Origin of the sequence: Pseudophaeobacter sp. C1-32P7 (assembly GCF_041008775.1) — a bacterium.
Lineage (GTDB): Bacteria > Pseudomonadota > Alphaproteobacteria > Rhodobacterales > Rhodobacteraceae > Phycobacter > Phycobacter gallaeciensis_A.
The window spans coordinates 260,939-286,498 of the sequence record NZ_JAXGFR010000001.1 but is presented as its reverse complement, the minus strand read 5'-3'; the positions used below and the strand labels follow the sequence as shown (position 1 = coordinate 286,498).

Annotated in this window: 23 protein-coding genes and 1 other RNA gene; 14 read left to right on the top strand and 10 right to left on the bottom strand. The window is 61.1% G+C overall.

Translation table 11 applies throughout. The features are described from left to right. Nucleotides 1-290: 290 nt before the first annotated feature. Entirely contained in the window at nucleotides 291-3,347 is a 3,057-nt protein-coding gene (locus SM763_RS01320; protein WP_368997148.1) for an Rne/Rng family ribonuclease, read from the top strand. A 58-nt stretch (nucleotides 3,348-3,405) separates the two neighbouring features. Beyond that, nucleotides 3,406-3,813 (top strand): DUF4440 domain-containing protein, encoded by a 408-nt coding sequence (locus tag SM763_RS01315; protein WP_368997146.1) that lies wholly within the window; start codon nucleotides 3,406-3,408, stop codon nucleotides 3,811-3,813. A gap of 48 nt (nucleotides 3,814-3,861) precedes the next feature. Here the strand turns inward: SM763_RS01315 and SM763_RS01310 are convergent, their stop codons facing one another. Continuing rightward, nucleotides 3,862-4,095: a sulfurtransferase TusA family protein gene (locus SM763_RS01310; RefSeq protein ID WP_274827971.1), complete on the bottom strand. Its 234-nt coding sequence runs from the start codon at nucleotides 4,093-4,095 to the stop codon at nucleotides 3,862-3,864. 93 nt (nucleotides 4,096-4,188) lie between these two features. On the opposite strand from SM763_RS01310, the gene SM763_RS01305 reads away from it, so the two are divergent. The 3 genes from SM763_RS01305 (at nucleotide 4,189) to SM763_RS01295 (ending at nucleotide 7,668) form a co-directional block, all read left to right on the top strand. Beyond that, nucleotides 4,189-4,941 carry a cytochrome c biogenesis CcdA family protein gene (locus SM763_RS01305; protein WP_368997144.1) on the top strand — a complete coding sequence of 251 codons (753 nt, stop codon included), beginning with the start codon at nucleotides 4,189-4,191 and terminating at the stop codon, nucleotides 4,939-4,941. Nucleotides 4,942-5,011: 70 nt separating this feature from the next. Further along, nucleotides 5,012-6,304: a hypothetical protein gene (locus tag SM763_RS01300; protein ID WP_368997142.1), complete on the top strand. Its 1,293-nt coding sequence runs from the start codon at nucleotides 5,012-5,014 to the stop codon at nucleotides 6,302-6,304. Then, nucleotides 6,301-7,668: a cytochrome P450 gene (locus SM763_RS01295; RefSeq protein ID WP_368997141.1), complete on the top strand. Its 1,368-nt coding sequence runs from the start codon at nucleotides 6,301-6,303 to the stop codon at nucleotides 7,666-7,668. The genes SM763_RS01300 and SM763_RS01295 overlap by 4 nt, the downstream gene beginning before the upstream one ends. Here the strand turns inward: SM763_RS01295 and SM763_RS01290 are convergent. From SM763_RS01290 to fumC, 3 genes are read right to left on the bottom strand one after another with little or no spacing between them, the layout of a single operon-like run. Then, the gene (locus SM763_RS01290) at nucleotides 7,653-7,883 is read right to left on the bottom strand and encodes a ribbon-helix-helix domain-containing protein (RefSeq protein WP_274827974.1); all 231 of its coding nucleotides are present in this window, start codon (nucleotides 7,881-7,883) and stop codon (nucleotides 7,653-7,655) included. The genes SM763_RS01295 and SM763_RS01290 overlap by 16 nt on opposite strands. Further along, nucleotides 7,880-8,056, bottom strand: a complete 177-nt coding sequence (locus SM763_RS01285; protein WP_065273394.1) for a DUF4169 family protein — start codon at nucleotides 8,054-8,056, stop codon at nucleotides 7,880-7,882. Before SM763_RS01285 ends, SM763_RS01290 begins: the two co-directional genes overlap by 4 nt. Next, nucleotides 8,056-9,450 carry a class II fumarate hydratase gene (fumC, locus tag SM763_RS01280; RefSeq protein WP_368997140.1) on the bottom strand — a complete coding sequence of 465 codons (1,395 nt, stop codon included), beginning with the start codon at nucleotides 9,448-9,450 and terminating at the stop codon, nucleotides 8,056-8,058. Before fumC ends, SM763_RS01285 begins: the two co-directional genes overlap by 1 nt. Nucleotides 9,451-9,648: 198 nt before the next feature. On the opposite strand from fumC, the gene SM763_RS01275 reads away from it, so the two are divergent. Further along, nucleotides 9,649-10,272 (top strand): hypothetical protein, encoded by a 624-nt coding sequence (locus SM763_RS01275; RefSeq protein WP_368997138.1) that lies wholly within the window; start codon nucleotides 9,649-9,651, stop codon nucleotides 10,270-10,272. A gap of 140 nt (nucleotides 10,273-10,412) precedes the next feature. Here the strand turns inward: SM763_RS01275 and SM763_RS01270 are convergent, their stop codons facing one another. From SM763_RS01270 to SM763_RS01245, 6 genes are all read right to left on the bottom strand, one after another. Beyond that, complete coding sequence (locus SM763_RS01270; RefSeq protein WP_274833897.1) at nucleotides 10,413-10,886, bottom strand: SspB family protein; 474 nt, start codon at nucleotides 10,884-10,886, stop codon at nucleotides 10,413-10,415. Nucleotides 10,887-11,008: 122 nt separating this feature from the next. Next, nucleotides 11,009-12,310 (bottom strand): chromate efflux transporter, encoded by a 1,302-nt coding sequence (gene chrA / locus SM763_RS01265; RefSeq protein ID WP_425537293.1) that lies wholly within the window; start codon nucleotides 12,308-12,310, stop codon nucleotides 11,009-11,011. Between the two features lie 89 nt (nucleotides 12,311-12,399). After that, nucleotides 12,400-12,846: an ester cyclase gene (locus SM763_RS01260; RefSeq protein WP_065273398.1), complete on the bottom strand. Its 447-nt coding sequence runs from the start codon at nucleotides 12,844-12,846 to the stop codon at nucleotides 12,400-12,402. A 158-nt stretch (nucleotides 12,847-13,004) separates the two neighbouring features. Further along, on the bottom strand, nucleotides 13,005-13,469 hold the full coding sequence (locus tag SM763_RS01255) for an ester cyclase (RefSeq protein WP_368997136.1): 465 nt from the start codon (nucleotides 13,467-13,469) through the stop codon (nucleotides 13,005-13,007). 88 nt (nucleotides 13,470-13,557) lie between these two features. Further along, nucleotides 13,558-13,910: a transfer-messenger RNA gene (gene ssrA / locus SM763_RS01250) on the bottom strand. Between the two features lie 53 nt (nucleotides 13,911-13,963). Then, nucleotides 13,964-14,701 carry a FadR/GntR family transcriptional regulator gene (locus SM763_RS01245; RefSeq protein WP_368997134.1) on the bottom strand — a complete coding sequence of 246 codons (738 nt, stop codon included), beginning with the start codon at nucleotides 14,699-14,701 and terminating at the stop codon, nucleotides 13,964-13,966. Nucleotides 14,702-14,909: 208 nt separating this feature from the next. On the opposite strand from SM763_RS01245, the gene SM763_RS01240 reads away from it, so the two are divergent. The 8 genes from SM763_RS01240 (at nucleotide 14,910) to SM763_RS01205 (ending at nucleotide 25,199) form a co-directional block, all read left to right on the top strand. Then, nucleotides 14,910-16,013, top strand: a complete 1,104-nt coding sequence (locus SM763_RS01240) for a dimethylsulfoniopropionate demethylase (RefSeq protein ID WP_274867552.1) — start codon at nucleotides 14,910-14,912, stop codon at nucleotides 16,011-16,013. 16 nt (nucleotides 16,014-16,029) lie between these two features. Further along, nucleotides 16,030-17,022 (top strand): acryloyl-CoA reductase, encoded by a 993-nt coding sequence (gene acuI, locus SM763_RS01235; protein WP_368997506.1) that lies wholly within the window; start codon nucleotides 16,030-16,032, stop codon nucleotides 17,020-17,022. A gap of 177 nt (nucleotides 17,023-17,199) precedes the next feature. After that, nucleotides 17,200-18,423, top strand: a complete 1,224-nt coding sequence (locus SM763_RS01230; protein ID WP_274833904.1) for an aminotransferase class V-fold PLP-dependent enzyme — start codon at nucleotides 17,200-17,202, stop codon at nucleotides 18,421-18,423. A 30-nt stretch (nucleotides 18,424-18,453) separates the two neighbouring features. Next, nucleotides 18,454-19,890, top strand: a complete 1,437-nt coding sequence (locus tag SM763_RS01225) for a cryptochrome/photolyase family protein (protein WP_368997132.1) — start codon at nucleotides 18,454-18,456, stop codon at nucleotides 19,888-19,890. 162 nt (nucleotides 19,891-20,052) lie between these two features. Continuing rightward, complete coding sequence (locus tag SM763_RS01220) at nucleotides 20,053-20,493, top strand: TrgA family protein (protein ID WP_065273832.1); 441 nt, start codon at nucleotides 20,053-20,055, stop codon at nucleotides 20,491-20,493. Between the two features lie 33 nt (nucleotides 20,494-20,526). Further along, nucleotides 20,527-21,651: an NUDIX domain-containing protein gene (locus SM763_RS01215; protein WP_274836924.1), complete on the top strand. Its 1,125-nt coding sequence runs from the start codon at nucleotides 20,527-20,529 to the stop codon at nucleotides 21,649-21,651. An 81-nt stretch (nucleotides 21,652-21,732) separates the two neighbouring features. Then, entirely contained in the window at nucleotides 21,733-22,767 is a 1,035-nt protein-coding gene (locus SM763_RS01210; protein ID WP_065273405.1) for a cysteine synthase A, read from the top strand. Continuing rightward, on the top strand, nucleotides 22,764-25,199 hold the full coding sequence (locus SM763_RS01205) for a DUF3772 domain-containing protein (protein ID WP_368997130.1): 2,436 nt from the start codon (nucleotides 22,764-22,766) through the stop codon (nucleotides 25,197-25,199). Before SM763_RS01210 ends, SM763_RS01205 begins: the two co-directional genes overlap by 4 nt. The last annotated feature ends 361 nt before the right edge of the window (nucleotides 25,200-25,560 follow it).

The following is a 25,560-nucleotide window of genomic DNA, read 5'->3' as shown; positions in this document are numbered from 1 at the left end:
GCTGAGGCAGACCGATTTGCCCCTTGTGAAGGGGCAGCCTAGCACCTCTTCCGGCACGACCGGGAAGGAATAACATGGCAGGGTTCGGGATATCCCACCTGTCGGAGAAGAACCGCGATGACGCGCGCGAGAGCGAAGAGCATACAGGACAAAGGGCCGGACGCATGTTTCGGGACCCTGACCTGCGGCGCGCAGTCTGAAATCGCCCTGACAAGACACCACCCAAAACACGCGCAGCCCCCCGGAAGAGGAGGGGCTTTGTTTGCACTGGGCAGGTGCACCAAGGAAACATGGCCAAGAAGATGCTTATCGATGCCACCCACGCGGAAGAGACCCGCGTCGTGGTGGTTGATGGAAACAAGGTCGAGGAGTTCGACTTTGAATCCGAAAACAAACGCCAGCTTGCCGGCAATATCTATCTCGCAAAAGTAACACGGGTCGAACCTTCGCTTCAGGCGGCCTTTGTCGATTACGGTGGAAACCGCCACGGGTTCCTCGCGTTTTCGGAAATCCATCCGGACTATTACCAGATCCCCGTCGCCGATCGTGAGGCGCTGATGGAAGAAGAGCGCGCCTACGCCGAGGCGATGCGCGCCCGCGACGAGGAAGAAGAGAGCAAACCGTCCCGTGGCTCGCGCTCGCGCAGCCGCAAGTCTTCGCGCACCAAGGCTGCCAAGGCGAACGCCGGTGATGCGGTGGAGACCAAAGAGGTCACGCCGCAGGACAATGGTGATGAGGCGTCCACCCAGGCCCCGGAAAAAGACAGCCCAAAAAAGGCTGAAATCGCGGGTATGGAAACCATCGATCTGGACGCCGAAGATGGCGTTGCAGATGACAAGCTTGCCGAGGTCCCCGAGGGCACCTCGCCGATGGAGACCGTTGCGGAAACCCCAGTTGAAGAGCCGGATGGGGACGATCAGAACGGTGCAGAGGCTACCAGCGCCGAAGAAGCGGCTGGCGATGATGCGGCCGCCGATGCTGGCACAGCCGAGGATGCCGGTGCGGACAACGGTGATGTAGTCGACAAGGCTGAGTCTGCCGAACAAGATGAATCTGACGATAAGGACGAGGACGACAAAGAAGACACCGCGAAGTCTGACGCGACCTCGAAAGATGAGACCATCGAATCCGTCGCAGACGAGGATGACAGCGAGGACATCCGTCCGCCGCGCAAGCCGCGTCCGCGTCGCTACAAAATTCAGGAAGTCATCAAGGTGCGCCAGGTTCTTCTGGTGCAGGTCGTCAAGGAAGAGCGCGGCAACAAGGGTGCGGCGCTGACCACCTACCTGTCGCTGGCAGGCCGTTACTGCGTGTTGATGCCCAACACCGCCCGTGGTGGCGGCATCAGCCGCAAGATTACCAATGCCGCCGACCGCAAGAAGCTGAAGGATATTGCAACCGAACTGGACGTGCCGCAGGGCGCGGGTCTCATCGTGCGCACCGCTGGCGCCAAACGGACCAAGGCCGAGATCAAGCGCGACTATGAATACCTGCAGCGCCTCTGGGAACAGATCCGCGAGCTGACGCTGAAATCCATCGCACCGGCCAAGATCTATGAAGAGGGCGACCTGATCAAACGCTCGATCCGTGATCTTTACAACCGCGAGATCGACGAGGTTCTGGTAGAGGGCGAGCGCGGCTACCGCATCGCCAAGGACTTCATGAAGATGATCATGCCGTCCCATGCCAAGAACGTGAAGAACTACAACGAGACGCTGCCGCTCTTTGCGCGTTACCAGGTGGAAAGCTACCTGGCGGGCATGTTCAACCCGACGGTGCAGCTGAAATCCGGCGGCTATATCGTGATCGGCGTGACCGAGGCGCTGGTGGCCATCGACGTGAACTCCGGCCGGGCGACCAAGGAAGCCTCGATCGAGGAAACCGCGCTCAAGACCAACCTGGAGGCCGCCGAGGAAGTGGCGCGCCAGTTGCGTCTGCGTGACCTTGCGGGCCTCATCGTCATCGACTTCATCGACATGGACGAGCGCAAGAACAACGCCGCGGTCGAAAAGCGCATGAAGGATAAGCTGAAGACCGACCGCGCCCGCATTCAGGTGGGCCGCATCTCCGGCTTTGGCCTGATGGAAATGTCGCGTCAGCGTCTGCGCCCCGGCATGATCGAGGCGACAACGGCGCCGTGCCCGCATTGCCATGGCACCGGCCTTATCCGCTCGGATGACTCGCTGGCTCTGTCGATCCTGCGTCAGATCGAGGAAGAAGGCACCCGCCGTCGTTCGCGCGAGGTTCTGGTGAAATGCCCGGTGGCCATCGCCAATTATCTGATGAACCAGAAACGCGAACATATTGCGCAGATCGAAGCGCGCTACGGTCTCTCCGTGCGCATCGAGGGCCACCCGCATCTGGTCAGCCCTGATTTCGAGCTGGAGAAGTTCAAAACCGCATCGCGCACTGTTCCGGTGGCCGCATCGCCCGTGGTCTCTGTTGATACTTCGATCATGGATCAGATCGATGCCGACGAAAGTGAGGCTGCGGAAGCAGAGGAGACAACCTCTGGCGACGAGGGCAACAAGACCCAGCCCGAGGCCGAAGGCGATGGTGAGAACAAACCCAAGCGCAAGCGTCGTCGTCGGCGGCGGCGCAAGTCCGGATCCTCGGATCAGGACAATGGGGAGAACAACGGCGATCAGTCCGAAGGTGATAAAGACCAGTCTGCTGGAGTTGCGGAGGGTGACAAGTCTACGGAAGACGGTTCGGCGCAGGACGCCAAGTCTGATCAGCCCGCTGACGCAGCCGAGGCCAAGGCGGAAGGCGCGGAAGAGGGCGCTGAGCAGGAAGAGAAGAAGCCTGCCAAACGCACCCGTCGCACCCGCACCAGCCAGAGCCGCAGCCGCAAAAAATCTTCCGATAAACCGGCAGAGGCTGCAGAGGCCGAGACTGCAGATGCGGTGACCGAAGAGAAACCCGCAGAGCCCGAGCAGGCCGAAAGCCCCGCGTCGCAGCCAGAAGAAGCTGTTGCTGCCGAAGCACCTGCGGAAGCAGCTGCCGAAGCGGAAGCTGCACCCGATGCCGCTGAGGCTGCGCCCGCGGCAGAGCCCGAGGCGGTAGACCCCGCCGAGGCAACTGCTGCTGCTGAGCCGGAGGCCGCGCCTGAGGTGGAACCGGCGGCAGAAGAGGCGGCCGCCGAAACTGCACCTGCCGAGGCGGAGACCGCTGCGCCTGAAGAGGCCGAGAAACCCGCTGAGCCGGAAGCTACGGCCCCCGAGACAGCAGAACCGGAAACCAAGGAGCCCGAGGTGGCTGTGGCCGCAGCTGAACCTGCGCCCGCGCCTGAACCGGAAGCCCCGCCCAAGCCCAAGCGCCGCGGCTGGTGGTCACTGGGAAGCTGATACTGATATCGGGGCGGGCCACAGGGTCCGCCCCTTTTTCATTACTGAGGGGATCGCCATGGCAAAGACGCGGCCGCACAGCGACACAGAGCTACTGAACGCACTGCTGGAGTGTGAGGCGCGGGTTTGGCAGGCGCTGCAGACCGGCGACAGTGCAGCAGACGCCGCCTTGCTAAGTGCGGATTTTCTGGGGGTTTACCCGGACGGCTTTGCGGGCCGGGAGGATCACGTGGCGCAGATCAGCGCTGGTGCGTCGATTGACCGCTACGAGATCTCGGAGGCAAAAGTCAGGGCGCTGGGGCCGGATCACGGACTCCTGTCTTACCGCGCACTCTACAGCCGCTGCGGTAAGGAGGTGGAAGAGGTGATGTACGTCAGTTCCATCTGGCAGCGCACTGATGCAGGCTGGGTCAATACCTTCAGCCAGGACACTCCGGCGCTTGGTCTCGAGAGAGAGACAAACTGACCTGTTCAGGTGCGTGGACCTGGCTTTCGCCCCATGTAAATAGGGATCTCAGCCGCCTTTTCGGATGCGGTAGATCTGGTGACCGGTCCCGTCGCTTTGGCCAAGGAACTCATGCCCGGCCTCGGCGCAGAAATGCGGCACATCGATAATGGCCGCAGGATCATCGGCCAGCATGGTCAGCGTATCGCCCGGGGCCAGCGCCTTCAGCCGTTTGCGGGCCTTCAGAACGGGCAGGGGGCAAAGCAACCCGATGGCATCTAGAGTGGTGTTTTCGTCAGTCATATCCTGCAGATAAGGTGCCTCTCACAGCCTGTCCACAAGGATGTGACCGCAGGTACCAGTGACCTTTGATCTGCGCTGGTCTAAATGAAGGCTATGTTTGGAATTGAAATCATCGACGCAGGACTGATTCCTGCCATGTTCGTGGCGCTGACGGCTGGTCTTATCAGCTTTCTGTCGCCCTGTGTGTTGCCGATCGTGCCGCCCTATCTGGCCTATATGAGCGGCGTCACCATCGGAGAGATGCAAGGCACGGCAACCGCCCGGCGCAAGGTGATCGTCTCGGCACTGTTCTTTGTGCTGGGGCTGTCGACGGTGTTCCTGCTGCTGGGGTTCACCGCCTCGGCCTTTGGCGCCTTCGTCCTGCAAAATCAGGAGCTGTTCGCCAAGGTCTCCGGCGTTGTCGTGATCGTCTTTGGCCTGCACTTCCTGTCGGTCTTCCGCATTCCGATCCTCGACCGCGAAGCACGGATGGAAGCGGGGCAATCCGGTGGGTCCGCCATCGGGGCCTATGTGCTTGGTCTCGCCTTTGCCTTTGGCTGGACTCCCTGCATCGGCCCGCAGCTGGGCGCGATCCTGTCGCTGGCGGCCTCTGAGGCCTCGGTCAGCCGCGGCACGCTGTTGCTCGGCGCCTATGCGCTGGGACTGGGCGTTCCCTTCCTGCTGGCGGCGATTTTCCTTAACCGTTCCATGGCGCTGATGAACCGGATGAAGCGCCACATGGGGCTCATCGAAAAGGTGATGGGCGGCCTTCTGCTCGTGGTTGGGATCATGCTGGTGACCGGTCTGTTCTCCACCTTCTCCTGGTGGCTGCTGGAAACATTCCCCGCGCTTGCAACACTTGGCTAAGAGCCGCCGCCGGGGTCTTACTCTTGCCCAGATCCGCCGCTAATCTCGAGTGAAATCGGATGAGGCCGGAATGGGCAGAACGGCAAGGCAGGACTGCGATCAATCCATCGGCGGTGCAACAGTGCGCCGCCGACAGGTTTTTTACATCCCCGGTTACGATCCCATCCACCCCCGCCGCTATCGCGAGCTGTACCGCAGCGAAAGCGCCGCGCAGGCGGCGATCTCCGGCTATCAGATCTCGCAGCGCCCGAAACAGTCCAACGGCCCCTATGGTTGGCACGTAGAGGCCGAGGTTGACGGAGGCGAGGTGACGGCCGATGTGGAGGTTCTGGTCTGGTCCGACATCGTGCGGGGCAGCATGGCGGCCTCCATCCCGGCGACATATCTGCAACTGGCGCGCACGGCCTGGATCTATATTTCGACCGGCGCGCTTTTCCGCCTGATGCGTCTGCGCAAGGGGCCGGTGATTGCGGCGCTTTATCCGGTGGGCATGCTGCTGATGCAATTGCTGCTGGCGCTGGTTCTCGGCGCGATTGCCGGGGGTGCAATCGACCGGCTCGCACAATGGGCACTCAACTCCGTGGCCGGGCCTCAGACAGCGGCGGTCATCGGCGCGGTGGCATTCATTGCGGCGCTGATTTTAACTGCAATTGCACTGCTGCGCTGGTTCAAGGCGCGCGATGGTAAGCTTTTTGCCTATTACCTGATGCATGATTACGCCTATTCCGCAGCCTCGCGCGGGGCCAACCCGCCCGAGCTGGAGGCGCGCATGGCGGAGTTCCGGCAGCTGATCCGCCGCGCCATCGAAGAGAACACAGTGGATGAGGTTTTGGTCGTTGGCCACTCCTCCGGCGCCCATGTTGGTGTTTCGGTGCTGGCGGATCTGTTGCGCGAAGGGTTGCCCGCGGCGCGCCCGGCGTTGGGGTTTCTCAGCCTTGGTCAGGTGGTGCCGATGGTTTCCTTCCTGCCAAAGGCCGACCGGCTCCGCGGCGATCTGCGGTATCTGTCGGTCAGTCCGGAACTTTCTTGGGTAGATGTCAGCGCGCCGGGGGATGGCTGCGCCTTTGCCTTGTGCGATCCGGTCTGCGTCAGCGGCGTTGCACCAGATGAAAAACGCTGGCCACTGGTCGTTTCGGCGGCCTTTACACAAACGCTGAGCCCAGAGCGCTGGAAAGAGCTGCGTTGGCGGTTCTTCCGGCTGCATTTTCAGTATCTCTGCGCCTTTGACCGGCCCGGTGACTATGACTACTTTCAGATCACCGCAGGCCCCATCTCGCTGGCGGAGCGTTACGAGGGGCGGCCTGCGTCGAAATCCCGGATCGAGGCGCCGACCTCGGGCTATACCTCGGTGACAGCACCATGACGCCTCTACCGCCCAAACCGCCCGCGCGGCCGGACAAGGTATCGCTCTGGCGCTATGTGAGGCTGTTTCGCAAGGACATCCTGTCGGCGCAGCCCGCGCGGCTTTACCGGGCCTGGATGGCGGAGTTCCGCACGCCCTTCTTCCGGTCCTTCCTGCTGAACCAGCCGGATCTGGTGAAAACGGTGCTGAAGGACCGCCCGGACGATTTCCCGAAATCGGACCGGATCAGCGAGGGGCTGAAGCCGCTGCTGGGTAATTCGGTGTTCCTGACCAACGGCGAAGTCTGGAAGCGCCAGCGCCGGATTATCGACCCGGCATTCGAAGGCGGGCGTCTGAAAGAGACCTTCCCGGCGATGCGTGCCGCTGCCGAAGCCGCTGCCGCGCGCCTCAAGGGGCAGGAGGGGGAGGTGGAGATCGAAGCAGTCACTTCGCATGTGGCGGCGGATGTGATTTTTCGCACGCTATTTTCCATCCCCATCGAGCACGAGGTTGCCGCCGAGGTGTTTTCCCGCTTCCGGGACTACCAGCGCAGCCAGCCAATCCTGAATCTCGCCGCCTTTGTGCCGGTGCCGCGCTGGATGCCGCGTTTCTTTCGCAAGGGAACGCGGGAAAATGCTACGCGAATTCGCGCCCTGATTACCCAGTTGACGGATGAGCGCGCAGCCGAAATCGCTGCCGGAACCGCGCCGCAGGACCTTGCGACCAAGATCATGACCACTGCCGACCCGGAAACCGGGGCGCGCTTTTCGACCGAGGAAATGGTCGATCAGGTGGCAATCTTCTTTCTGGCCGGGCATGAAACCAGTGCTTCGGCGCTGGCCTGGACGCTTTATCTGATGGCGATTTATCCAGAGTGGCAGGAAGGGGTGGCCGAGGAAGCCGCCGCGCTTGAGGACGACAGTTTCGCCGCAGTATCCCGCCTGCGCATCAGCCGCGATGTGTTCCGCGAGGCGCTGCGGCTCTATCCGCCTGTGCCGATGATGGTACGCGAGGCGACGTGCCCCGAACGCTTCCGCGACCGCGAAGTGCCGAAAGGGTCGCAACTGGTGCTCAGCCCCTGGCACCTGCATCGCCACGAACGGCTGTGGGACAACCCGGATGGCTTTGATCCGGAGCGCTGGCAAACCGAGAATGGTAAAAAGTGTCAACGTGAAGCCTATATGCCGTTCTCGGCTGGTCCCCGGGTCTGCACCGGTGCTGGCTTTGCCATGGTCGAAGGGCCGTTGATCCTGTCGATGCTGCTGCGCCATTTCCGGGTGGCGCCGGTGGCAGGCAAGGAGCCTGTGCCGGTTGCACATCTAACGGTGCGGGCAAAGAATGGGATCTGGCTGCGGCTGGAGCGGCGGGGTCAGTCCCCGGTCTGATGCGCCTGCAGGTGGCGCAAAACGTGCAGGCGGATGGCCGAGGCCAGCCCGCATTCTGTTCCGCGTTCTTCATCAATGTCGGCGGCCAAGTCGTTGATTGCACGGCCTTCCTTGGCGGCTATGGCGCGGAAGGCGGTCCAGAATTCATCCTCCAGCGAGACCGATGTGCGGTGCCCGCGCAGGGTCAGGGAGTGTTTCTTGGGACGGTTGCTCATTCTTCGGACTTGTGACCGTCAAGTTGGCGGTCGCTTTTGTCACGCCGACTGCGGTCCAGCTGTTTCTCAGCCTTGCTGCGGCCGAATTTCACAGCGTTGGCATCAGCGCGGGCCTTTTTTTCGGCCCGCGCTTTTTGTTTTCTGAACCGGTTCAGATTGACCGGTTCCGCCATCAGGCCTTGGGCCCGATCATGTCTTCGGGGCGCACCACAGCGTCAAAGGTGGCTTCATCCACAAAGCCGAGCGCGATGGCTTCTTCCTTCAGGGTGGTGCCGTTCTTATGCGCGGTCTTGGCGACCTTGGTGGCGTTGTCATAGCCGATGGTCGGCGCCAGAGCGGTGACCAGCATCAGCGACTCTTTCATCAGCTTTTCGATGCGCGGCTCGTTGGCCTGAATGCCCATCAGCATCCGCTCGGTAAAGCTGTCCGCCGCATCACCCAGCAGCTGGATCGACTGCAGCAGGTTGTAGGACATCATCGGGTTGTAGACGTTCAGTTCGAAATGGCCCTGGCTGCCCGCGAACTTGATCGCGGCGTCGTTGCCCATGACGTGAGCGGCGACCTGTGTCAGCGCCTCTGCCTGCGTCGGGTTCACCTTGCCGGGCATGATCGAGGAACCGGGTTCGTTTTCCGGCAGGATCAGCTCACCCAGCCCCGAACGCGGACCAGAGCCGAGGAAGCGGATATCGTTGGCGATCTTGTAGCAGCTGCCTGCGATGGTCGCGAGCGCGCCGGACAGGAACACCATGGCGTCATGCGCGGCCAGTGCCTCGAACTTGTTCGGTGCGGTCACCAAAGGCAGGCCGGTGATCTCGGCCATGTTGGCCGCTACGGTTTCGCCCCAGCCGTTCTGGGTATTGAGCCCGGTGCCGACGGCGGTGCCGCCCTGTGCCAGCTCATAGATACCGGGCATCGCGGCCTCGACCCGTGCCAGACCCTGACGGATCTGATGCGCGTAGCCAGAGAATTCCTGGCCCAATGTCAGCGGGGTCGCGTCCTGGGTGTGGGTGCGACCGATCTTGATGATGTCCTTGAACTCTTCGGACTTCTTTTCCAGCCCTTCGGCCAGTTTGGTCAGGCCCGGCACCAGCACGTCGCGTACGGACATGGCGGTGGCGATATGCATCGCGGTGGGGAATGTGTCGTTCGAGGACTGGCCCATGTTGCAGTGATCGTTGGGGTGCACCGGATCCTTGGAGCCGATGACGCCGCCGAGGATCTCGATCGCGCGGTTGGCGATCACCTCGTTCGAGTTCATGTTCGACTGGGTGCCGGAGCCGGTCTGCCAGACAACCAGCGGGAAGTTGTCGTCGAACTTGCCTTCGATCACCTCACCGGCGGCCTGGATCACCGCATCGGCGATCTTGGCGTCCATTTTGCCAGAGGCCTTGTTGGCCATGGCGCAGGCTTTCTTGATCACGCCCAGCGCGCGCAAGATGGCGACGGGCTGTTTTTCCCAGCCAATGGGGAAGTTCATGATCGAACGCTGCGTCTGCGCGCCCCAGTATTTGTCGGAAGGAACTTCCAGCGGACCAAAGCTGTCTGTTTCGGTGCGGGTATCGGACATCTTGTCTCTCTCCGTCTCGTATGCCGTTGCATGCCGTTTAGCCGACGCCCGGGTCAGGCGCAATCGGCCAGTTGCGCGCATCATAGGGAAACGCGCGCGCGGGTATAGGGACAAATGGGCGCGCCGGATTGCCTGCGCCCCGAAATAAGCTAAAGTCACCGGAAGATACTTTCGCTCATCTGTAGACAAGGAACGCCAGTGCCCGATTATTCTGCCCCCTCCAGACCATCAGCCGTTGCCCGCGTCAGGGCGTTTCCGGCCGTACGTGACGGTGTGGCATGGCTCCGCTGGGTCATGCTTCAGGCTGCGATGTTTTGTGCCGCAGTTCTGCTGCTTGCGCAGGCGGCTATTGCGGATATCGCGCCGTTTGTCGGGGCCTACACCGGGTCGGTGATCGTCACCCATGCCAACGGCGAGAGCGAGCTGCGGGACATGAGCGTGACGATTGCTGAGGCCAAGAAGGGATTTACCGTCAAATGGAGCACCGTCACCATCAAAGGGGGCGGCAACCGCAAGGCAAAAACCTATGAGATCAGTTTCGTGGACAGCGATCGTTCGGGGATTTTTGCCGCTGCGATGGAGCAGAACGTCTTTGGCCATGCCGTCCAGATGGATCCGATGAAAGGCGATCCCTACGTCTGGAGCCGGATTGCCGGAGATACCTTTACGGTGTTTTCAATGTTCATCGCGCCGAACGGCGATTACGAGATGCAGCAATACGACCGCACCCTGGTCAAAGGGGGGCTGGATCTGAAATATGTGGTCCATCGCAATGGTGAGCCGACCCGGATGGTTTCGACCTTTCTGAAACGTCAGGACTAACGCCGCGCCGACGGCTGATCGTTTAAACGGACAAAAGCCTTATTCGGGGTATCTGAAGAGACGGCACCCGTGACGTGCAAGAGATTTAGCCGTACTTCACGATCTGGATTTCTGGAGATCCGGCGGGCCGCGACCGGCGGTTACTTGCGGAAGCTGTCCAGCGATACCACCTCGGCGTCGGTTTTCTCCGCCGTCTCGTCCGTGGTCGTATCTTCCTCGGGCGCGGTGGTGTCTTCGGGCTGTTCGTCCTCGACGTCGTCCTCGGCGGTTTCGAACCGCAGGCCGAATTCGACGGAGGGGTCCACGAAGGTTTTGATCGCGTCGTAAGGAATATAGAGCGGCTCTGGCGTTTCACCGAAATTGAGCGTGACGGCAAAGCCATCCTGATCGACGGCAAGATTGTCATACCAGTGCTGCATCACCACGGTCATTTCTTCCGGGTAGCGTTCGCGCAGCCAGTCGGCAAGCTGGGCATCGGGATGACGGGTGTCAAAGGTGATGAAGAAGTGATGATTGCCGGGCAGACCGTTGTCCGCCACATCCTGCAGGACGGTGCGGATCAGGCCGCGCATGGCGGAATGCATCAGGTTACCGTAGTCGATTTCTCGGGACACGCTGAGACCCCTTTTCTTTTCCCCTAGCATAGGGGATTCTCCGGGAAACGAAATAGTTACCGGAACCGATTTGTTAAAAAAACAACGGACCGGAGGGGGCATTTTCCGCTCTGGCACAGGGATTACGGGAGCAGCAGATCGGGTGCAGCCGCAACTGCGAGCCCCGCCACAACCATAAGCGCCAGAAGCCAGAGCAGCCGCCCGCGCAGCGCGATGGCCGCGCCCGCTGCCACTGCTGTCAGAAGCAGCGCCTCGGCGTCAAGGCTGCTCCAGTCCGGTACCACAAAGGACAGCGGCCCGACCTGTGTCTGCGGCAGGTCGCGGAACAGGACGTGCAGCAGGAACCAGACCGACAGGTTGAGGATGACACCGGTCACCGCAGCGGTGATCGCCTTTAGCGCGCTGCCAAGGCGGGGATGCTGGGACAGGCGCTCCACATAGGGGGCGGCGGTAAAGATCCACAGGAAGCAGGGCACGAAGGTCGCCCAGAGGGCCACCGCCCCGGCAGCCAGGAACACGGGCATCCCGCCGGTCGTCAGCCCGGCCAGCATTGCGATGAACTGGGTGACCAGAATCAGCGGTCCGGGGGTGGTTTCTGCAAGACCCAGCGCGTCGATCATCTGCCCGGCGGTGACCCAGCCATGCTGCTCGACCACGGTCTGGCTCATATAGGCGAGCACCGCATAGGCGCCGCCAAAGGTTACCACGGCGAGTTTGGCAAAGAACCAGCCAATGTCTGCCAGAAAGCCGAAGCCGGAAAAATGCAGCAGTGCCAGCGGCGTCAGCCAGAGAATGCTCCAGAAGGCAGCGATCCGCAGCGGCGATTGTGGCCCGTGTCCCTTTGTGACTTCTGCCGGTTCCGCTGCCGGTGTCTGGCCTTTCACAAGACCAAACAGGCCTGCGCCCAGGACGACAACGGGAAAGGGCAGGCCAAGGAAAAACAATCCGACAAAGCCGAGACCGGCGAGAGCCCAGTCGGAGCCTTTGCTGAGGGCCTTCTTGCTGAGCCGCCACAGGGCTTGCAGAACCACGATGATGACTGCTGCCTTGATCCCGGCAAAGGCGGCCTGAACCCCCGGCACGGTGCCAAAGGCAGCGTAAAGCCAGACCAATGCGGCGATAACTGCGGCGCCGGGCAGCACAAAGAGCAATCCGGCCAGAATCCCCCCAAAGGTGCCGCGCAGGCGCCAGCCGGTATAGGTGCACAGCTGCATCGCTTCGGGGCCGGGCAGCAGCATGCAGAAGGAGAGACCGCGCAGGAATTCATCTTCGCTAAGCCAGGGGCGCTGCTCCACCAGTTCGCGATGCATCAGGGCGATCTGGGCGGCGGGGCCGCCAAAGCTCAGCAGGCCGATACGAAGAAAAACGCGGAACAGATCGCGCAGATCCGGGCGGTCGGGCGTGAAACTGGCAGACAAGTCGATCTCCGCGGCTGATCGGGGCAGGGTCTTGCATGCCTATAGGGCAGCCGCGCCCGCGGAGACAGAAAAAACTAGCTTAGGCTGTGGAGGGATTACTGAGCCCAGATCAATTGCTCGCCTGTGAGGCAGATCGGGAGGGAATCCTCGGGCAGCTGGCCAAGCTGCTCGAACATCTTCATGTAGTCTATGGTTGCAATAAGTTCTGTCACTATTGCTTCTTTGACCCGGGCGATGATCTGCCCGGTAAAGCGAACGTCATCCCCAGTTGCGGCGGATTGCGCCTGCACGATCAACTTTACTGCAACCCACTCCCCCTGCTCGACAGGATAGGCGTATTCGAAGTGAATATTCTTTAGCAGGTCATTCAACGCGGTGACCACTTCGCCATAGTTCTGTGGCGCAGCCAGCTCTGATATCGCTCCCTGCATCGTGGTGCCAGAATTAGAGAGGGCATTTATGGCGGCCGTGTCCGCCTCTTCCCAAAGCTCGTGAAACCATTGCTTTACAGTCTCAAGAACGCTGCCTGTCTGATGAGTCATTCGTTGGGGTCTCGGTTGGTCAGAGTTGAAGTGTCAATCCGGTACTTGTTACCAACAGTGAAGTCGAGAGGGCTTGTGGCTGCGAATCAACCACTTTTACGTGTGTATATTTTCTAGTGAGAAAGAGTAGGGTTGAGCTTGTTTGCGAGGCTGGCGGTCTAATGCGCCGTGGCGAGGCTGTGGGGTGTCTGTCTGACCCAATCGAGCCGCTGCCCGGTCATGCAGATCGGGATCGTGTCGGGCGGCAACAGGTCCAATTGCTCCAGCAGGCAGATATAGTCGACGTGATTATAGGCTTCGGCGATCCTGCCGTTTTCGAACCGGGCCATGACCTGCCCTGAAACCTCAAGCGGGGCGCCCGTGTCGGTTCTTGAGGTGCGTACGACGAGAAAGGCTGAAACCCAGTCGCCTTCGGCGATCACTTTGGGCAGGTCCACTTCAAACCGCCCGACCTGGGCCTGAAAGGTCATGATAAGGTCTCGGAAATCATCGATTCCCATCTGCATTTCAGGAACGATTCCCTTGGCGATGGTGTCCGGTGCAATGAAATCTGTGATCGCGTCCAGGTTTCCTTTTTCCCAGACCTCGGTATACCAGTTTCGCAAGCGTTGAGCGTTGGTCATCACAGTTCTCCGTCTTGCGCATAGGATGCGCCCAGAGTCTGAATAAAACCTATACGGGTGCCTGTGATCGTTGAGAAAGCTGGGGAAAAGTGCAGGTTTCTGTTGCCAGGTACCTGCGAACCCCGCCTAACGCGGCTAGGCGCTAGGACTTAAAGTCGGTTCGACTCGAACTGCTTACGCAGCCAGAGCAACCGGAGCACGATTGTCGTTTGCAATTGTACTAGTTTCGCCGATAACGGTGGCAGACAGCCGAGACAAAGCTAACCCCTTTAGACGTTCGTCGATCCTGTTTCGGCCCCATGATCCCCAAACGAAGGATATATGGTGGAGCCGCCGGGTACCGCCCCCGGGTCCGATCCGCTTATTACGAGCGCGTTTATGTCCATAGTTCCACGAGGGAACAGTGAGAACATAGGTGCTGACCGGGCGGAGTTAAAGGGGCAAATCGGATAGACCGTGCGAATTTTGTGGGCCGAATTACCTGCGATCAGGCGTCAGGTAGAGACCGCCGCAGCACGTGCGGCGAAGACATCCGAGGCCAGCTTGCGCGTTTCCTTTTCCAGATCACTGAGGCCTTCGCTGGCAGCGGTGCCGTCACCGGATTCGATGGCATCCGCGATGCGTCCGTGCAAATCCACGATACGTGCACGGTCCCTTGCGGTGAAGGTGATCATGTTCATCAGCGGCTGCATCGCCTCGACTGCGCCAGCCAGCTGATAGGACAGTACTGGATTGCCCGCGCCATCGACGAGCGCCCGGTGAAAGGCAACATCCGAGGCGCAGAAGGCTTCATCGGTCAGGCCGGGCTGGGACTGGCGGAACATCTCGGCGCGCATCGTGGCCAGGTGATCGGCTGTGCGCCGCTGGGCCGACAAGGGCGCGCAGGCGCGCTCCAGCGCATAACGCGCTTCGCAGGCTGTGTCGAAACTGACCGCATTCATCGACAGCAGCAGGGTCGAGGTGGTCACCTGCTGGGGGTAGGCATCCTCAAAACTCAATCGGTTGACGAAGGCGCCGCCGGTGGCGCCGCGCTGCGTACGGATCAGCGATTGCGCCGCAAGCCGTTTCAACGCTTCGCGTACGGTCGGGCGGGACACCTGAAAATGGTCGGCCAGTTCGGCCTCGGAAGGAAGTCGTTCATCGACGATCAGCTGACCGCCAATAATCGCGTCCTTGATTGCCTGTGCGATTTGCACAGAGAGGTCGTCGGAACTGGAAGGGTCGATTTTCATGGGTACTGTCCTGTCGATATCCGGCGTCATTACCATATCGTGAGGGGCTGTAAAAATCATTTGTCAGACATTTAAAAGTCTGACATTTGGGAAACAAGCGTTGAGTCGCGGTTTCCGACCCTTGGGTGAAGCGTAAAAACCCTGTTCCGGTAAGGATGAGGAGGACCGCAGGCTACTGGGCAACGCGCCTTGCCAGGGAGGATTTGCAATGGCACTGATTTCACCGTCGCGTCGGCTGCGGCGCACCCCGTTTTCCCAAGGTGTGGAAGAGGCCGGAGTGCGCGCCTACACCGTTTACAACCACATGCTGCTGCCCACGGTTTTCGAAAGCGTCGAGGCGGATTACCATCATCTGAAAAACCATGTTCAGGTCTGGGATGTGGCCTGCGAGCGCCAGGTTGAATTGCGCGGTCCCGATGCCGGGCGGCTGATGCAGATGCTGACCCCGCGCGACCTGCGCGGGATGACGGCAGGCCAGTGTTTCTACGTGCCCATCGTCGATGAAACCGGCGGCATGCTGAACGATCCCGTGGCGGTTAAGCTGGCCGAGGACCGCTGGTGGATCTCCATCGCGGACAGCGACCTTCTTTACTGGGTCAAGGGGATCGCCAATGGCTGGCGTCTGGATGTGCTGGTGGACGAACCCGATGTCTCACCGCTGGCCGTGCAGGGACCAAAGGCCGAGGAGCTGATGGTGCGCGTCTTTGGTGAAAGCATCCGCAATATCCGCTTCTTCCGCTTCGGGGTCTATCAGTTCCAGGGTCATGATCTGGTCATTGCGCGCTCGGGGTATTCCAAACAGGGCGGGTTCGAGATCTACGTGGAGGGCAGCGAATTTGGCATGCCACTGTGGCGCAAGCTGTTCGAGGCGGGTGAGGATCTTGAGGTCCGCGCGGGCTGTCCCAACCTGATCGAACGGATCGAGGGTGGATTGCTCAGCTACGGTAACGACATGACCGACGACAACACGCCGCATGAATGCGGTCTGGGCCGCTTCTGCAATACTCATACGGCGATTGGCTGTATCGGCCGGGATGCGCTGTTGCGGGTGGCCAAGGAAGGGCCGGTGCAGCAGATCCGCCCGATTGCCATCGACGGCGATGCCGTGCCACCCTGTACTCAGTTCTGGCCGGTGTTTGCAGGCGGTCGTCCGGCGGGGCGGATTTCCTCGGCGGCGTGGTCGCCCGATTTTCGCACCAATGTGGCGATCGGTATGATCCGTATGACTCATTGGGATGCGGGCTCAAGACTTGAGGTGGAAACACCCGACGGTATGCGCACGGCCACCGTGCGCGAGAAATTCTGGATGTGAAACGAGGGGAAGCATGATGTTCAATGCATTGGTCGTGAATAAGGACGAAGACACCGGAAAGACATCTGCGGCGGTCGAGGAGATCAGCCTTGATGACCTGCCCGAGGCCGAGGTGACTGTGGCGGTGGACTATTCCACCGTGAACTACAAGGACGGGCTCTGCATCGGCCCTGGTGGCGGTCTGGTCCGCAAATACCCGCATATTCCCGGCATCGACTTTGCCGGTACGGTCGAGGCGTCTTCGGATGCGCGTTACAAGGCGGGGGACAAGGTGGTCCTGACCGGCTGGCGCGTGGGAGAGGCCCATTGGGGCGGTTATTCGCAAAAGGCCCGTGTGCGCGCTGATTGGCTGGTACCGCTGCCCGCAGGGCTGACAACCCGTCAGGCCATGGCAGTGGGAACCGCTGGGTTCACCGCTATGTTGGCGGTCATGGCGCTGGAGGATCACGGGCTGCAAAAGGACCACGGTCCGGTTCTGGTGACAGGCGCCGCCGGTGGGGTTGGCTCAGTTGCAACCGCGATTCTGGCTAATCTCGGCTATGAGGTCGCGGCCGTGACCGGCCGTCCAGAGACCGCGGATTACCTGCGCAGCCTTGGCGCGACACAGATCGTGGCCCGTGAAGAAATCAATGAGACGGTCAAACGCCCGCTGGAAAGCGAAACCTGGGCAGGCTGCGTTGATGCGGTCGGCGGTGCGATGCTGGCACGTGTGCTGGGGCAGATGAAATACGGTGCCTCCGTTGCGGCGGTGGGGCTGGCTGGTGGTGCGAACCTGCCCGCAACTGTGGTGCCCTTCCTTTTGCGCGGGGTGAACCTGCTGGGTATCGATTCCGTCATGCAGCCCTATGACAACCGCCTGCGCGCCTGGGAGCGGATCGCGACCGATCTGCCGATGGACAAACTGGAGGCGATGATCCAGCCCGCAACTCTGCAGGATCTGCCGCAATTGGGCGCAGACATCCTCAAAGGGCAGGTCAAAGGCCGCGTCGTGGTGGATGTGAACGGGTAACGGAAACACCGTTTTTCTGAGACGAAGGGAGCGCGCAGGGCTGATACTGCGCGCTCTTTCTTTTGGCGACGCATCTGGCGCCTCACGCTGCAGGACGGTTCCACCGCGTACCGGCGCTTGACCTTGCACGGCAAGATCTGCATCCCTTTTGCGAACAGAAAAGCAGGGGAATGACAGATGGCGCTGGATATTGATTTTGTACGCGGGCAATTCCCGGCCTTTGCCGAACCCACGCTGCAAGGGCAGGCTTTCTTTGAGAACGCAGGCGGCTCCTATACCTGCAAGCCGGTGATTGATCGTCTGATGCGCTATTACACCCAGCGCAAGGTGCAGCCATATGCGCCTTATGAGGCCTCGACCTTGGCCGGGGCAGAGATGGACGAGGCCCGGCAGCGGCTTGCGGCAATCCTGGGGGTGGATACCGATGAGGTCAGCTTTGGCCCTTCGACCACGCAGAACACCTATGTTCTGGCGCAGGCGTTCCGGCAATTCCTCTCCCCGGGGGAGGCGATCATCGTCACCAATCAGGATCACGAGGCCAATACCGGTCCCTGGCGGCGGCTGGCCGAAGAGGGCATTGAGGTCCGTGAGTGGAAGATCGATCCTGCCACTGGTCATCTGGATCCGGCGGATCTGGAGACGCTCCTGGACGAAAACGTGCGCCTCGTCTGCTTTCCCCATTGCTCGAACGTGGTGGGAGAGATCAACCCGGTGACCGAGATCACCGCGCTTTGCCATGCAGCGGGGGCCTTTGTCTGCGTCGACGGGGTGTCCTACGCGCCGCATGGGCTGCCCAACGTCGGGGAGCTGGGACCGGACATTTACCTGTTCTCGGCCTATAAGACCTATGGTCCGCATCAGGGGATCATGGTCATCCGCCGGGCGCTGGGCGAAATCCTTCCGAACCAGGCGCATTATTTCAACGGCGACGTTCTCTACAAGCGCTTCACCCCTGCGGGACCCGATCACGCACAGGTCGCGGCCAGCGCCGGTATGGCGGATTATATCGACGCCCTGTGCGATCATCACGGCGGCCCTACCGAAGACGCAGCAGCGCGCGCCGGGTTCGTGCACGATCTGATGCGTGACCACGAGGTTAAACTGCTGCAACCGCTGTTGGATGCGCTGAAGGACCGCAACGATCTGCGCCTCATCGGGCCAAGCGACGCCGCCGTGCGCGCGCCGACCGTGGCTGTTGCCGTCAACCGGTCTGGCGCTGGGCTGGCAGAGGAACTGGCCGGGCATGGTATCATGGCGGGCGGCGGGGATTTCTACGCGGTGCGGGCGCTCTCGGCGATGGGGGTGGACCCGGAACAGGGTGTCCTTCGGATGAGTTTTACCCATTACACCAACGAAAATGAGGTGACGCAGCTGATCGAGGCCCTAGATCGCGTGCTGTAACGAGAATGGCAGCACAGGACTTTCAGACATATGACCAGCAATGCCCCGGTGATCTGGTGGATCCGGCGCGATCTGCGCCTTGCGGATAACCCGGCCCTGACGGCGGCCGTGAACAGCGGCGCGCCTGTCATCCCGCTTTATATTCTGGATGCGCAGGACAAGGCGCTGGGCGCGGCGCCGAAATTCCGTCTTGGCCTTGGGCTGGAGAAACTCGCCGAAACGCTGTCCGCGCGGGGCAGTCGGCTGATCTTCCGTCGCGGCGATGCGCAAGAGGTTCTGCGGCAGGTGATTGATGAGACCAGGGCAGGGAGCGTCGTCTGGTCGCGGCTTTATGATCCCGAGGCCATCGCGCGGGATATGGCGATCAAGGAGGATCTGAAGGCCTCCGGGATCGCGGTAAAATCCCATGGCGGGCGGCTGCTGTTTGAACCCTGGACGGTCGAGACCAAGGCGGGGGGCATGTTCAAGGTCTACACCCCGTTCTGGAAAGCCGTTCGCGATCGCCAGCCCGCCGATTTGCTGCCCGAGCCGGGCAAGCTGTCCGCGCCGGAGAGCTGGCCGGACAGCGATGCGGTGGCGGATTGGCAGATGGGCGCGGCGATGCGGCGCGGCGCCGATATCGTGCGGGCGCACTGCAATGTTGGCGAACAAGCGGCGCTGGACCGTCTTGACGGGTTCCTTGAGGAGGCCGTCGCCCGCTACAAGGATCGCCGTGATTACCCAGCCGAGGATGCAACCTCGAACCTGTCGGAAAACCTCGCATGGGGTGAGATCAGCCCGCACCGGATGTGGCAGCTGGGCCAGCGCGCGATGGCAGGCAGCGGGAAAGGCGCGGAACATTTCCTGAAAGAGGTGGTCTGGCGCGAGTTTGCCTACCACCTGATGTATCACAGCCCGCAGATCCTGACGGAAAACTGGCGGCCAGAATGGGACGGTTTTGGCTGGTCCAGCGAGATCACCCCGGATGTGGAGGCCTGGCAGCGGGGGCAGACCGGTTATGACTTTGTCGATGCCGCCATGCGGGAAATGTATGTCACCGGCAGGATGCACAACAGATCGCGCATGATAGTGGCAAGTTTCCTGACCAAACATCTGATGGTGCATTGGAAGGTCGGGATGGACTGGTTTGCGGATTGTCTAGTGGACTGGGATCCGGCCGCCAATGCGATGGGCTGGCAATGGACCGCGGGCTCTGGCCCGGATGCGGCGCCGTTCTTCCGCATCTACAATCCGGAAGGCCAGATCGACAAGTTCGATGCAGATCGCCGTTATATCCGCCGATGGATCGCCGAAGGTCAGCGCACACCGCCGCAAAGCGCCACCAGCTTTTTTGATGCGGCGCCGCTCAGCTGGGGCCTGTCGCCGGACCAGATGCGCGCCCGGCCCCTGATCGATCTGAAAGCGGGGCGGGAGCGGGCTTTGGAGGCCTATGGGCAGCACCGTAGCGCCGGACAGAAAGCAGGCTGAGTGACGCCGGGCAGGGCAGCTTTGTTGCCCAGTTGCGCATGGTGGCAGAACTTGTTCCCGGCACCCTTGTCTGCGAGGCGGGAACCGGCGAAATTGCTGGTCAATGCAGGATGCGGTGGCCGTTTGGGGGCGACCGCCACAACAGGAACGGAACCCGCCGGGATGCCAAACGGAGCACGACTGATCGCAGCCCTGTCGATGGCGCTGCTTGCCTTTGTTGTTTCGGGCATGATCATGCCCCTGATGCCCGAGGGTACCGATTTTGGCTATTTCACCTATGTGAACATGGCCATCGGGGTTGTCTGTGGCTGGATCCTGATGGGGCGGCGGGCTGGTCATGGTCTGGTGCCCGCCATCAACAACGGGATCACCGGCATGGCGGTGATGGTGTTCTGGGGGCTGTTCGTGCAGGGCGTCTGGGAGATGTTCCGGCTGGCCATGCGGCACCGGTTTGACGGGCCGTTCGAGGCGCTGACTGCGATCTTCACCATTTCGCTGGATTATTTCTTTGTCATGGCGGTGCCGCATGTCCTGCTGGCGCTGGTGATCGGCGGGGTTCTGGCGGGCCTCGCCACCGAGAACGCTCACAACCGCTGGCGCTGACTGTCAATTTTCACTTCATAACGGGAGCGCCTTGTGGCTGATCTCTTTTTATACGGCACGCTGCGCTATGTGCCGCTGCTGGAATGCGTTCTGGGACGCAGCGCCAAAAGTCTTGATGCGCGGCAGGCGCAGCTTGCCGATCACGCAGTGCGGCAGGTCAGGGACCAGCCCTTTCCCGCCATCGAGGCCTGCGAAGGCGCCTCTGCGCCGGGGCTGCTGCTGCGCGGTGTGACGCAGCAGGATCTCGACGCGCTCAATTTCTATGAAGGCGGTTTCGATTATGCGCTGAAACAGGTGGAGGTGCGCCTGGAGGGGGGAGAGCCTGCGCATGCAGAGGTATATTTCCCCGCGCCCGGTATGTGGGATACCACTGAGCTTTGGGATCTGGATGAGTGGATCGCAGATTGGGGCGCGCTGTCACTGCGCGCTGCCGAGGAGGTCATGGACCTGCGCGGTTGCAAATCGGCTGAGGAGATCGCCCGGATCTTCCCCTCGATCCGCCGCCGCGCCGCGTCCTGGTTGGCGGCGCAGGCCCGGCCAGAGGATCCGGCCCACGATCTGGCGCGGGATGTGCGGGTGCACGGCCACAAACGTGCCTATGTGAATTTTTTCGCCATGGAAGAGATGGATCTGCAGTTCCGCCGCTACGATGGCAGCTTCAGCCCGGTGGTGAACCGGGGCGTGGCGCTGGTTGGACGGGCGGCGGTGGTTCTGCCCTATGATCCGGTCCGCGATCAGGTACTGCTGATCGAGCAGTTCCGCGCCGCGACCTATATTGCCGGGGAAAAACGCCCCTGGATGTGGGAGCCGGTGGCGGGTCTGATCGACCCCGGTGAAACGCCGGAAGAAACCGCTCGGCGCGAAGCACAGGAAGAGGCGGGCGTAGCCGTCACCCAGCTGGAGCGTGTGGCCGAGGTCTACCCCTCAAGCGGCGCTTCAGGTGAATTCATTCACATTTTTGTGGGGCTTGCCGATCTTGATACGGTCGAAGGTGGCGGCGGGCTGGCCAGTGAACACGAGGACATCCGCAGTAAAGTCATTTCGTTCTCTGAATTTATCGATGCGGTGGACAGGAATACCTATCAGGACATGCCTTTGGTAACGGCAGCGCTTTGGCTGGCCCGGCACCGGGACAGGCTTCGCGCGCACATCGATTGAGCGGGGCACAGTTGTGGCTTCGCGCCTTGTGATCGGAGGGGCGGTTGGCTAAGTCTGTAGGGAAAGATCGAAAGGGATACTATGCGCATTGCACGTGATCTGGCCGATGCAATCGGCCATACGCCACTGATCCGGCTGAACCGCGTCAGCGACGAAACCGGCTGTGAAATTCTGGGCAAGGCGGAGTTCATGAACCCCGGCCAGTCGGTCAAGGACCGTGCGGCGCTCTATATTATCCGCGACGCCATCGCACGCGGCGAGCTGAAGCCGGGCGGCACCATTGTTGAAGGCACCGCGGGCAACACCGGGATCGGTCTGGCGCTGGTGGGGGCCTCGATGGGGTTCAAGACCGTCATCGTGATTCCCGAAACCCAGTCCGAAGAGAAAAAGGACATGCTGCGCCTTGCCGGTGCGCAACTGGTGCAGGTTCCGGCGGCGCCCTATCGCAACCCGAACAACTTCGTGCGCTATTCCGAGCGTCTGGCCAAGGAACTGGCCAAGACCGAACCCAATGGTGCGATCTGGGCCAATCAGTTCGACAATGTTGCCAACCGTCAGGCCCATGTGGAAACCACCGGCCCCGAAATCTGGCAGCAAACCGACGGCAAGGTCGATGGTTTCATCTGCGCTGTCGGCTCGGGTGGTACGCTGGCCGGTGTCGCCGAGGCGCTGCAGCCCAAGGGCGTGAAGATCGGTCTTGCCGATCCGATGGGCGCCGGGCTTTACAGCTATTACACCACCGGTGAAATCGCGATGGAGGGCTCCTCCATTGCCGAAGGCATCGGTCAGGTACGCATCACCAAGAACCTTGAAGGCTTCACTCCGGATTTCAACTATCAGGTCCCGGACGAAGAAGCGCTGCCGTTTGTCTTTGATCTTCTGCATAACGAAGGTCTGGTGCTTGGCGGTTCGTCGGCGATCAACATCGCGGGCGCCGTACGCATGGCCAAGGAAATGGGACCGGGCAAAACCATCGTGACGGTGCTGTGTGATTATGGCACGCGCTATCAGTCGAAACTTTTCAACCCCGATTTCCTGCGTGAGAAAAGCCTGCCGGTGCCGGACTGGATGACTCACGCTCCTGCCTCCATCCCGGGTGTATTCGAGGACGTATGAAACGCATAGCTGACTTGCTGCGCATTTGGGGGGCTGGGCTGATCCTGTTGATCGGCCTGGCCCTTCCGCTGTCTGCACAGAGCACGGAAGAGATCCGGGCCATGTCTGCCGAATGGCAGAAAACCGCGACGCGTGCGGAACAGGTTATCGATGCCAACCGGGCTTCCAACGCTGCGCTGGAACAGCTGCGAAGCGAATTGGCCAGATTCCGGCAAACCTTTCTGTCTTCAGGCACCGACAACGCTGACCGGATTCGCACGTTGGAAGGTCAGTTGGAGGCGCTTGGCCCGCCTCCGGCAGAGGGCGAAACCGAGGCCGAGGATATCGCCCAGTTGCGGGCAAGCCTCCGAGATCAGCTGAATGCCTTGCGGGTTCCACGGGTGGTTTCTGAAGAGGCTTACAGCCGCGCCGACGGCTTGATTGCAGAGATCGACAAAATCATTCGCGAACGGCGCACCAAACGATTGCTGGAACGGGGGCCGTCGCCTCTGAACCCGCAATACTGGCCCGAGGCAGCGGCCGATCTGTCCGATGCCGGAATGGCGGTGTGGCATGAAACCGCTTTCCAATTGGGCAATGACACTACGCGGGAGCGGATCAGCAACAACCTGCCGGCGATTTTGCTGCTGCTGCTGTTGTCCGGGCTTCTGCTCTTGCGGGGACGCCCCTGGGCACGGGCTGCGGGCAGCCATTTGCGCCAATATGGCGGCGGTGGCACCGGCGTCTGGAGTTTCGTGGTCTCCTTGCTGGAAGTTCTGCTGCCGTTCGGTGGCATCCTGTTGCTGACCGCTGCAATCGATCTGTCCGGTCTTCTCGGGCTGCGCGGTTCGCTGCTGACGGATTACGTGCCGGTCTGGGCCTTCTTGCTGTTGTCCTTCCATTGGTTGGGCGAACAGGTCTTCAAGCCGCGCGACGGCAGCAGCCTGATCCCGGTTGCCGACAACCGGCACCAGCAGGCCCGGTTGATGCTGGATCTTCTGGCGGTGTTGCTGGTGCTGAAGGATGCGCTGATCCGTTTTGAGCAGATCGAAAGGATCTCGGTCGAGGCCCATGCGGTGCTGGGCTTCCCGCTGATCGTCTTTGCCGCGCTTGTGATGTTGCGGGTACAGCGGCTAACGGCCATCTCCGAGACGTCCGAGACCCAGCAGAGCGAGGACGACGACACAGGAGCGCCAGCTGTTTCAAATGTCGGGCGGATACGGTCCGTCGTGCGACGTGGCGCCTATACCTTGGGGATCGTGTCGCCGCTGGTGGCTGCAGTCGGCTATACCAGTGCGGCCGAGGCGCTGATTTATCCGGCAATCTCCACGCTTGCGATCCTCGCGGCAATGCTGGTGCTGCAACGCTTCATTGGCGATGTTTACGGCTGGCTTAGCGGCAAGGGGCAGACCGCGCAGGATTCGCTGTTCACGGTGATCTCTGGCTTCCTGCTGGTGACGCTGTCGCTGCCGATTTTGGCCATTGTCTGGGGGGCCCGTGTTGCCGACCTGACGGAGCTGTGGTCTCGGTTCCTTGCGGGCTTTTCGATTGGCGATACGCGGATTTCTCCGACCGCTTTCCTTAGCTTTGCAATCGTATTCGCCGCCGGGTATGCGCTGACCCGGCTGGTGCAGGGTAGCCTGCGCAATTCTCTGCTGCCAAAGACCAAGATCGATCCGGGCGGCCAGAATGCCATTGTTTCGGGGCTTGGCTATGCGGGGATATTCATTTCCGCTGTGGTGGCGATTTCCCTGGCCGGACTGGACCTGTCTTCGCTGGCGATTGTTGCCGGTGCCCTGTCTGTCGGGATCGGTTTCGGCCTTCAGACCATCGTGTCGAATTTCGTATCGGGCATCATCCTGCTGATCGAACGCCCGATCTCCAAAGGCGACTGGATCGAGGTTGGCGGGTTGATGGGCTACGTGCGGGACATCTCGGTGCGCTCCACCCGGATTGAGACCTTTGACCGCTCTGATGTAATCATCCCGAACTCTGACCTGATCACCGGGACTGTGACCAACTATACGCGTGGCAACACGGTAGGTCGCGTGATCGTGCCGGTCGGGGTGGCCTATGGCACGGACCTGCGCAAGGTTGAGAGTATCCTGATGGAGATTGCCAAGGCCAATCCGCTGGTTCTGATGAACCCGGCACCCAGTGTGATCTTCCAGGGCTTTGGTGCTGACAGTCTCGATTTTGAAATCCGCGCCATTCTGCGGGATGTGAATTGGGTGCTCTCAGTCAAATCCGAGATGAACTACGAGATCGCTCGCCGGTTCCACGAGGAGGGCATCGAGATCCCGTTCTCGCAGCGTGATATCTGGATCCGCAACCCCGAGGCTCTCGCGACATCGCAGCCTTCCGGTCCGGCTGCCCCTCGTTCGGCGGTCGACGATCAGGTTAAACCAGATCTTCAGGATCTCGACCCCGATCAAGCCGACGGAGAGGATTGAGCGGGCGCGCCTGACGTGCCCGTAAAACCTTGCGCGATGCGGCGTCGCGGGCGGCGGCGAATAGTTGATTCGTTAAGATTGCCGCGGCTGTTTGTTTCGTACGCAGCAACATTGGCGCTTGTTTCTAGTGATTACCTCAAATTGGGTGATTATTCGAGAAATTGGCCCGGTACGGCTGCTCGGATGTTTGGCGCTTCAAACAGACAAAAATTGCTATGAGCAGAGAAACAGAAGGCTGGGTATTGAGTGGATTTTGCACACAATAATGGCGGTAGGTGCCGGATTGTTTCGAATGCTCGTTGCAAGTTAAGCCCTTGCCGTCGTTGATATACTCCAGCTTGGAAACAGTTTTTCAACGTTA

What these genes read in the sequence shown, in the direction of transcription:
- SM763_RS01305 (WP_368997144.1), top strand. Translation starts at nt 4,189, where the DNA reads ATGTTTGGAATTGAAATCATCGACGCAGGACTGATTCCTGCCATGTTC.
- SM763_RS01310 (WP_274827971.1), bottom strand. Translation starts at nt 4,095, where the DNA reads ATGACTGACGAAAACACCACTCTAGATGCCATCGGGTTGCTTTGCCCC.
- SM763_RS01220 (WP_065273832.1), top strand. Translation starts at nt 20,053, where the DNA reads ATGCCAAACGGAGCACGACTGATCGCAGCCCTGTCGATGGCGCTGCTT.
- SM763_RS01210 (WP_065273405.1), top strand. Translation starts at nt 21,733, where the DNA reads ATGCGCATTGCACGTGATCTGGCCGATGCAATCGGCCATACGCCACTG.
- SM763_RS01260 (WP_065273398.1), bottom strand. Translation starts at nt 12,846, where the DNA reads ATGACTCATCAGACAGGCAGCGTTCTTGAGACTGTAAAGCAATGGTTT.
- SM763_RS01320 (WP_368997148.1), top strand. Translation starts at nt 291, where the DNA reads ATGGCCAAGAAGATGCTTATCGATGCCACCCACGCGGAAGAGACCCGC.
- SM763_RS01245 (WP_368997134.1), bottom strand. Translation starts at nt 14,701, where the DNA reads ATGAAAATCGACCCTTCCAGTTCCGACGACCTCTCTGTGCAAATCGCA.
- acuI (WP_368997506.1), top strand. Translation starts at nt 16,030, where the DNA reads ATGTTCAATGCATTGGTCGTGAATAAGGACGAAGACACCGGAAAGACA.
- fumC (WP_368997140.1), bottom strand. Translation starts at nt 9,450, where the DNA reads ATGTCCGATACCCGCACCGAAACAGACAGCTTTGGTCCGCTGGAAGTT.
- SM763_RS01240 (WP_274867552.1), top strand. Translation starts at nt 14,910, where the DNA reads ATGGCACTGATTTCACCGTCGCGTCGGCTGCGGCGCACCCCGTTTTCC.
- SM763_RS01225 (WP_368997132.1), top strand. Translation starts at nt 18,454, where the DNA reads ATGACCAGCAATGCCCCGGTGATCTGGTGGATCCGGCGCGATCTGCGC.
- SM763_RS01255 (WP_368997136.1), bottom strand. Translation starts at nt 13,469, where the DNA reads ATGACCAACGCTCAACGCTTGCGAAACTGGTATACCGAGGTCTGGGAA.
- SM763_RS01295 (WP_368997141.1), top strand. Translation starts at nt 6,301, where the DNA reads ATGACGCCTCTACCGCCCAAACCGCCCGCGCGGCCGGACAAGGTATCG.
- SM763_RS01205 (WP_368997130.1), top strand. Translation starts at nt 22,764, where the DNA reads ATGAAACGCATAGCTGACTTGCTGCGCATTTGGGGGGCTGGGCTGATC.
- SM763_RS01290 (WP_274827974.1), bottom strand. Translation starts at nt 7,883, where the DNA reads ATGAGCAACCGTCCCAAGAAACACTCCCTGACCCTGCGCGGGCACCGC.
- SM763_RS01315 (WP_368997146.1), top strand. Translation starts at nt 3,406, where the DNA reads ATGGCAAAGACGCGGCCGCACAGCGACACAGAGCTACTGAACGCACTG.
- SM763_RS01300 (WP_368997142.1), top strand. Translation starts at nt 5,012, where the DNA reads ATGGGCAGAACGGCAAGGCAGGACTGCGATCAATCCATCGGCGGTGCA.
- SM763_RS01230 (WP_274833904.1), top strand. Translation starts at nt 17,200, where the DNA reads ATGGCGCTGGATATTGATTTTGTACGCGGGCAATTCCCGGCCTTTGCC.
- SM763_RS01285 (WP_065273394.1), bottom strand. Translation starts at nt 8,056, where the DNA reads ATGGCGGAACCGGTCAATCTGAACCGGTTCAGAAAACAAAAAGCGCGG.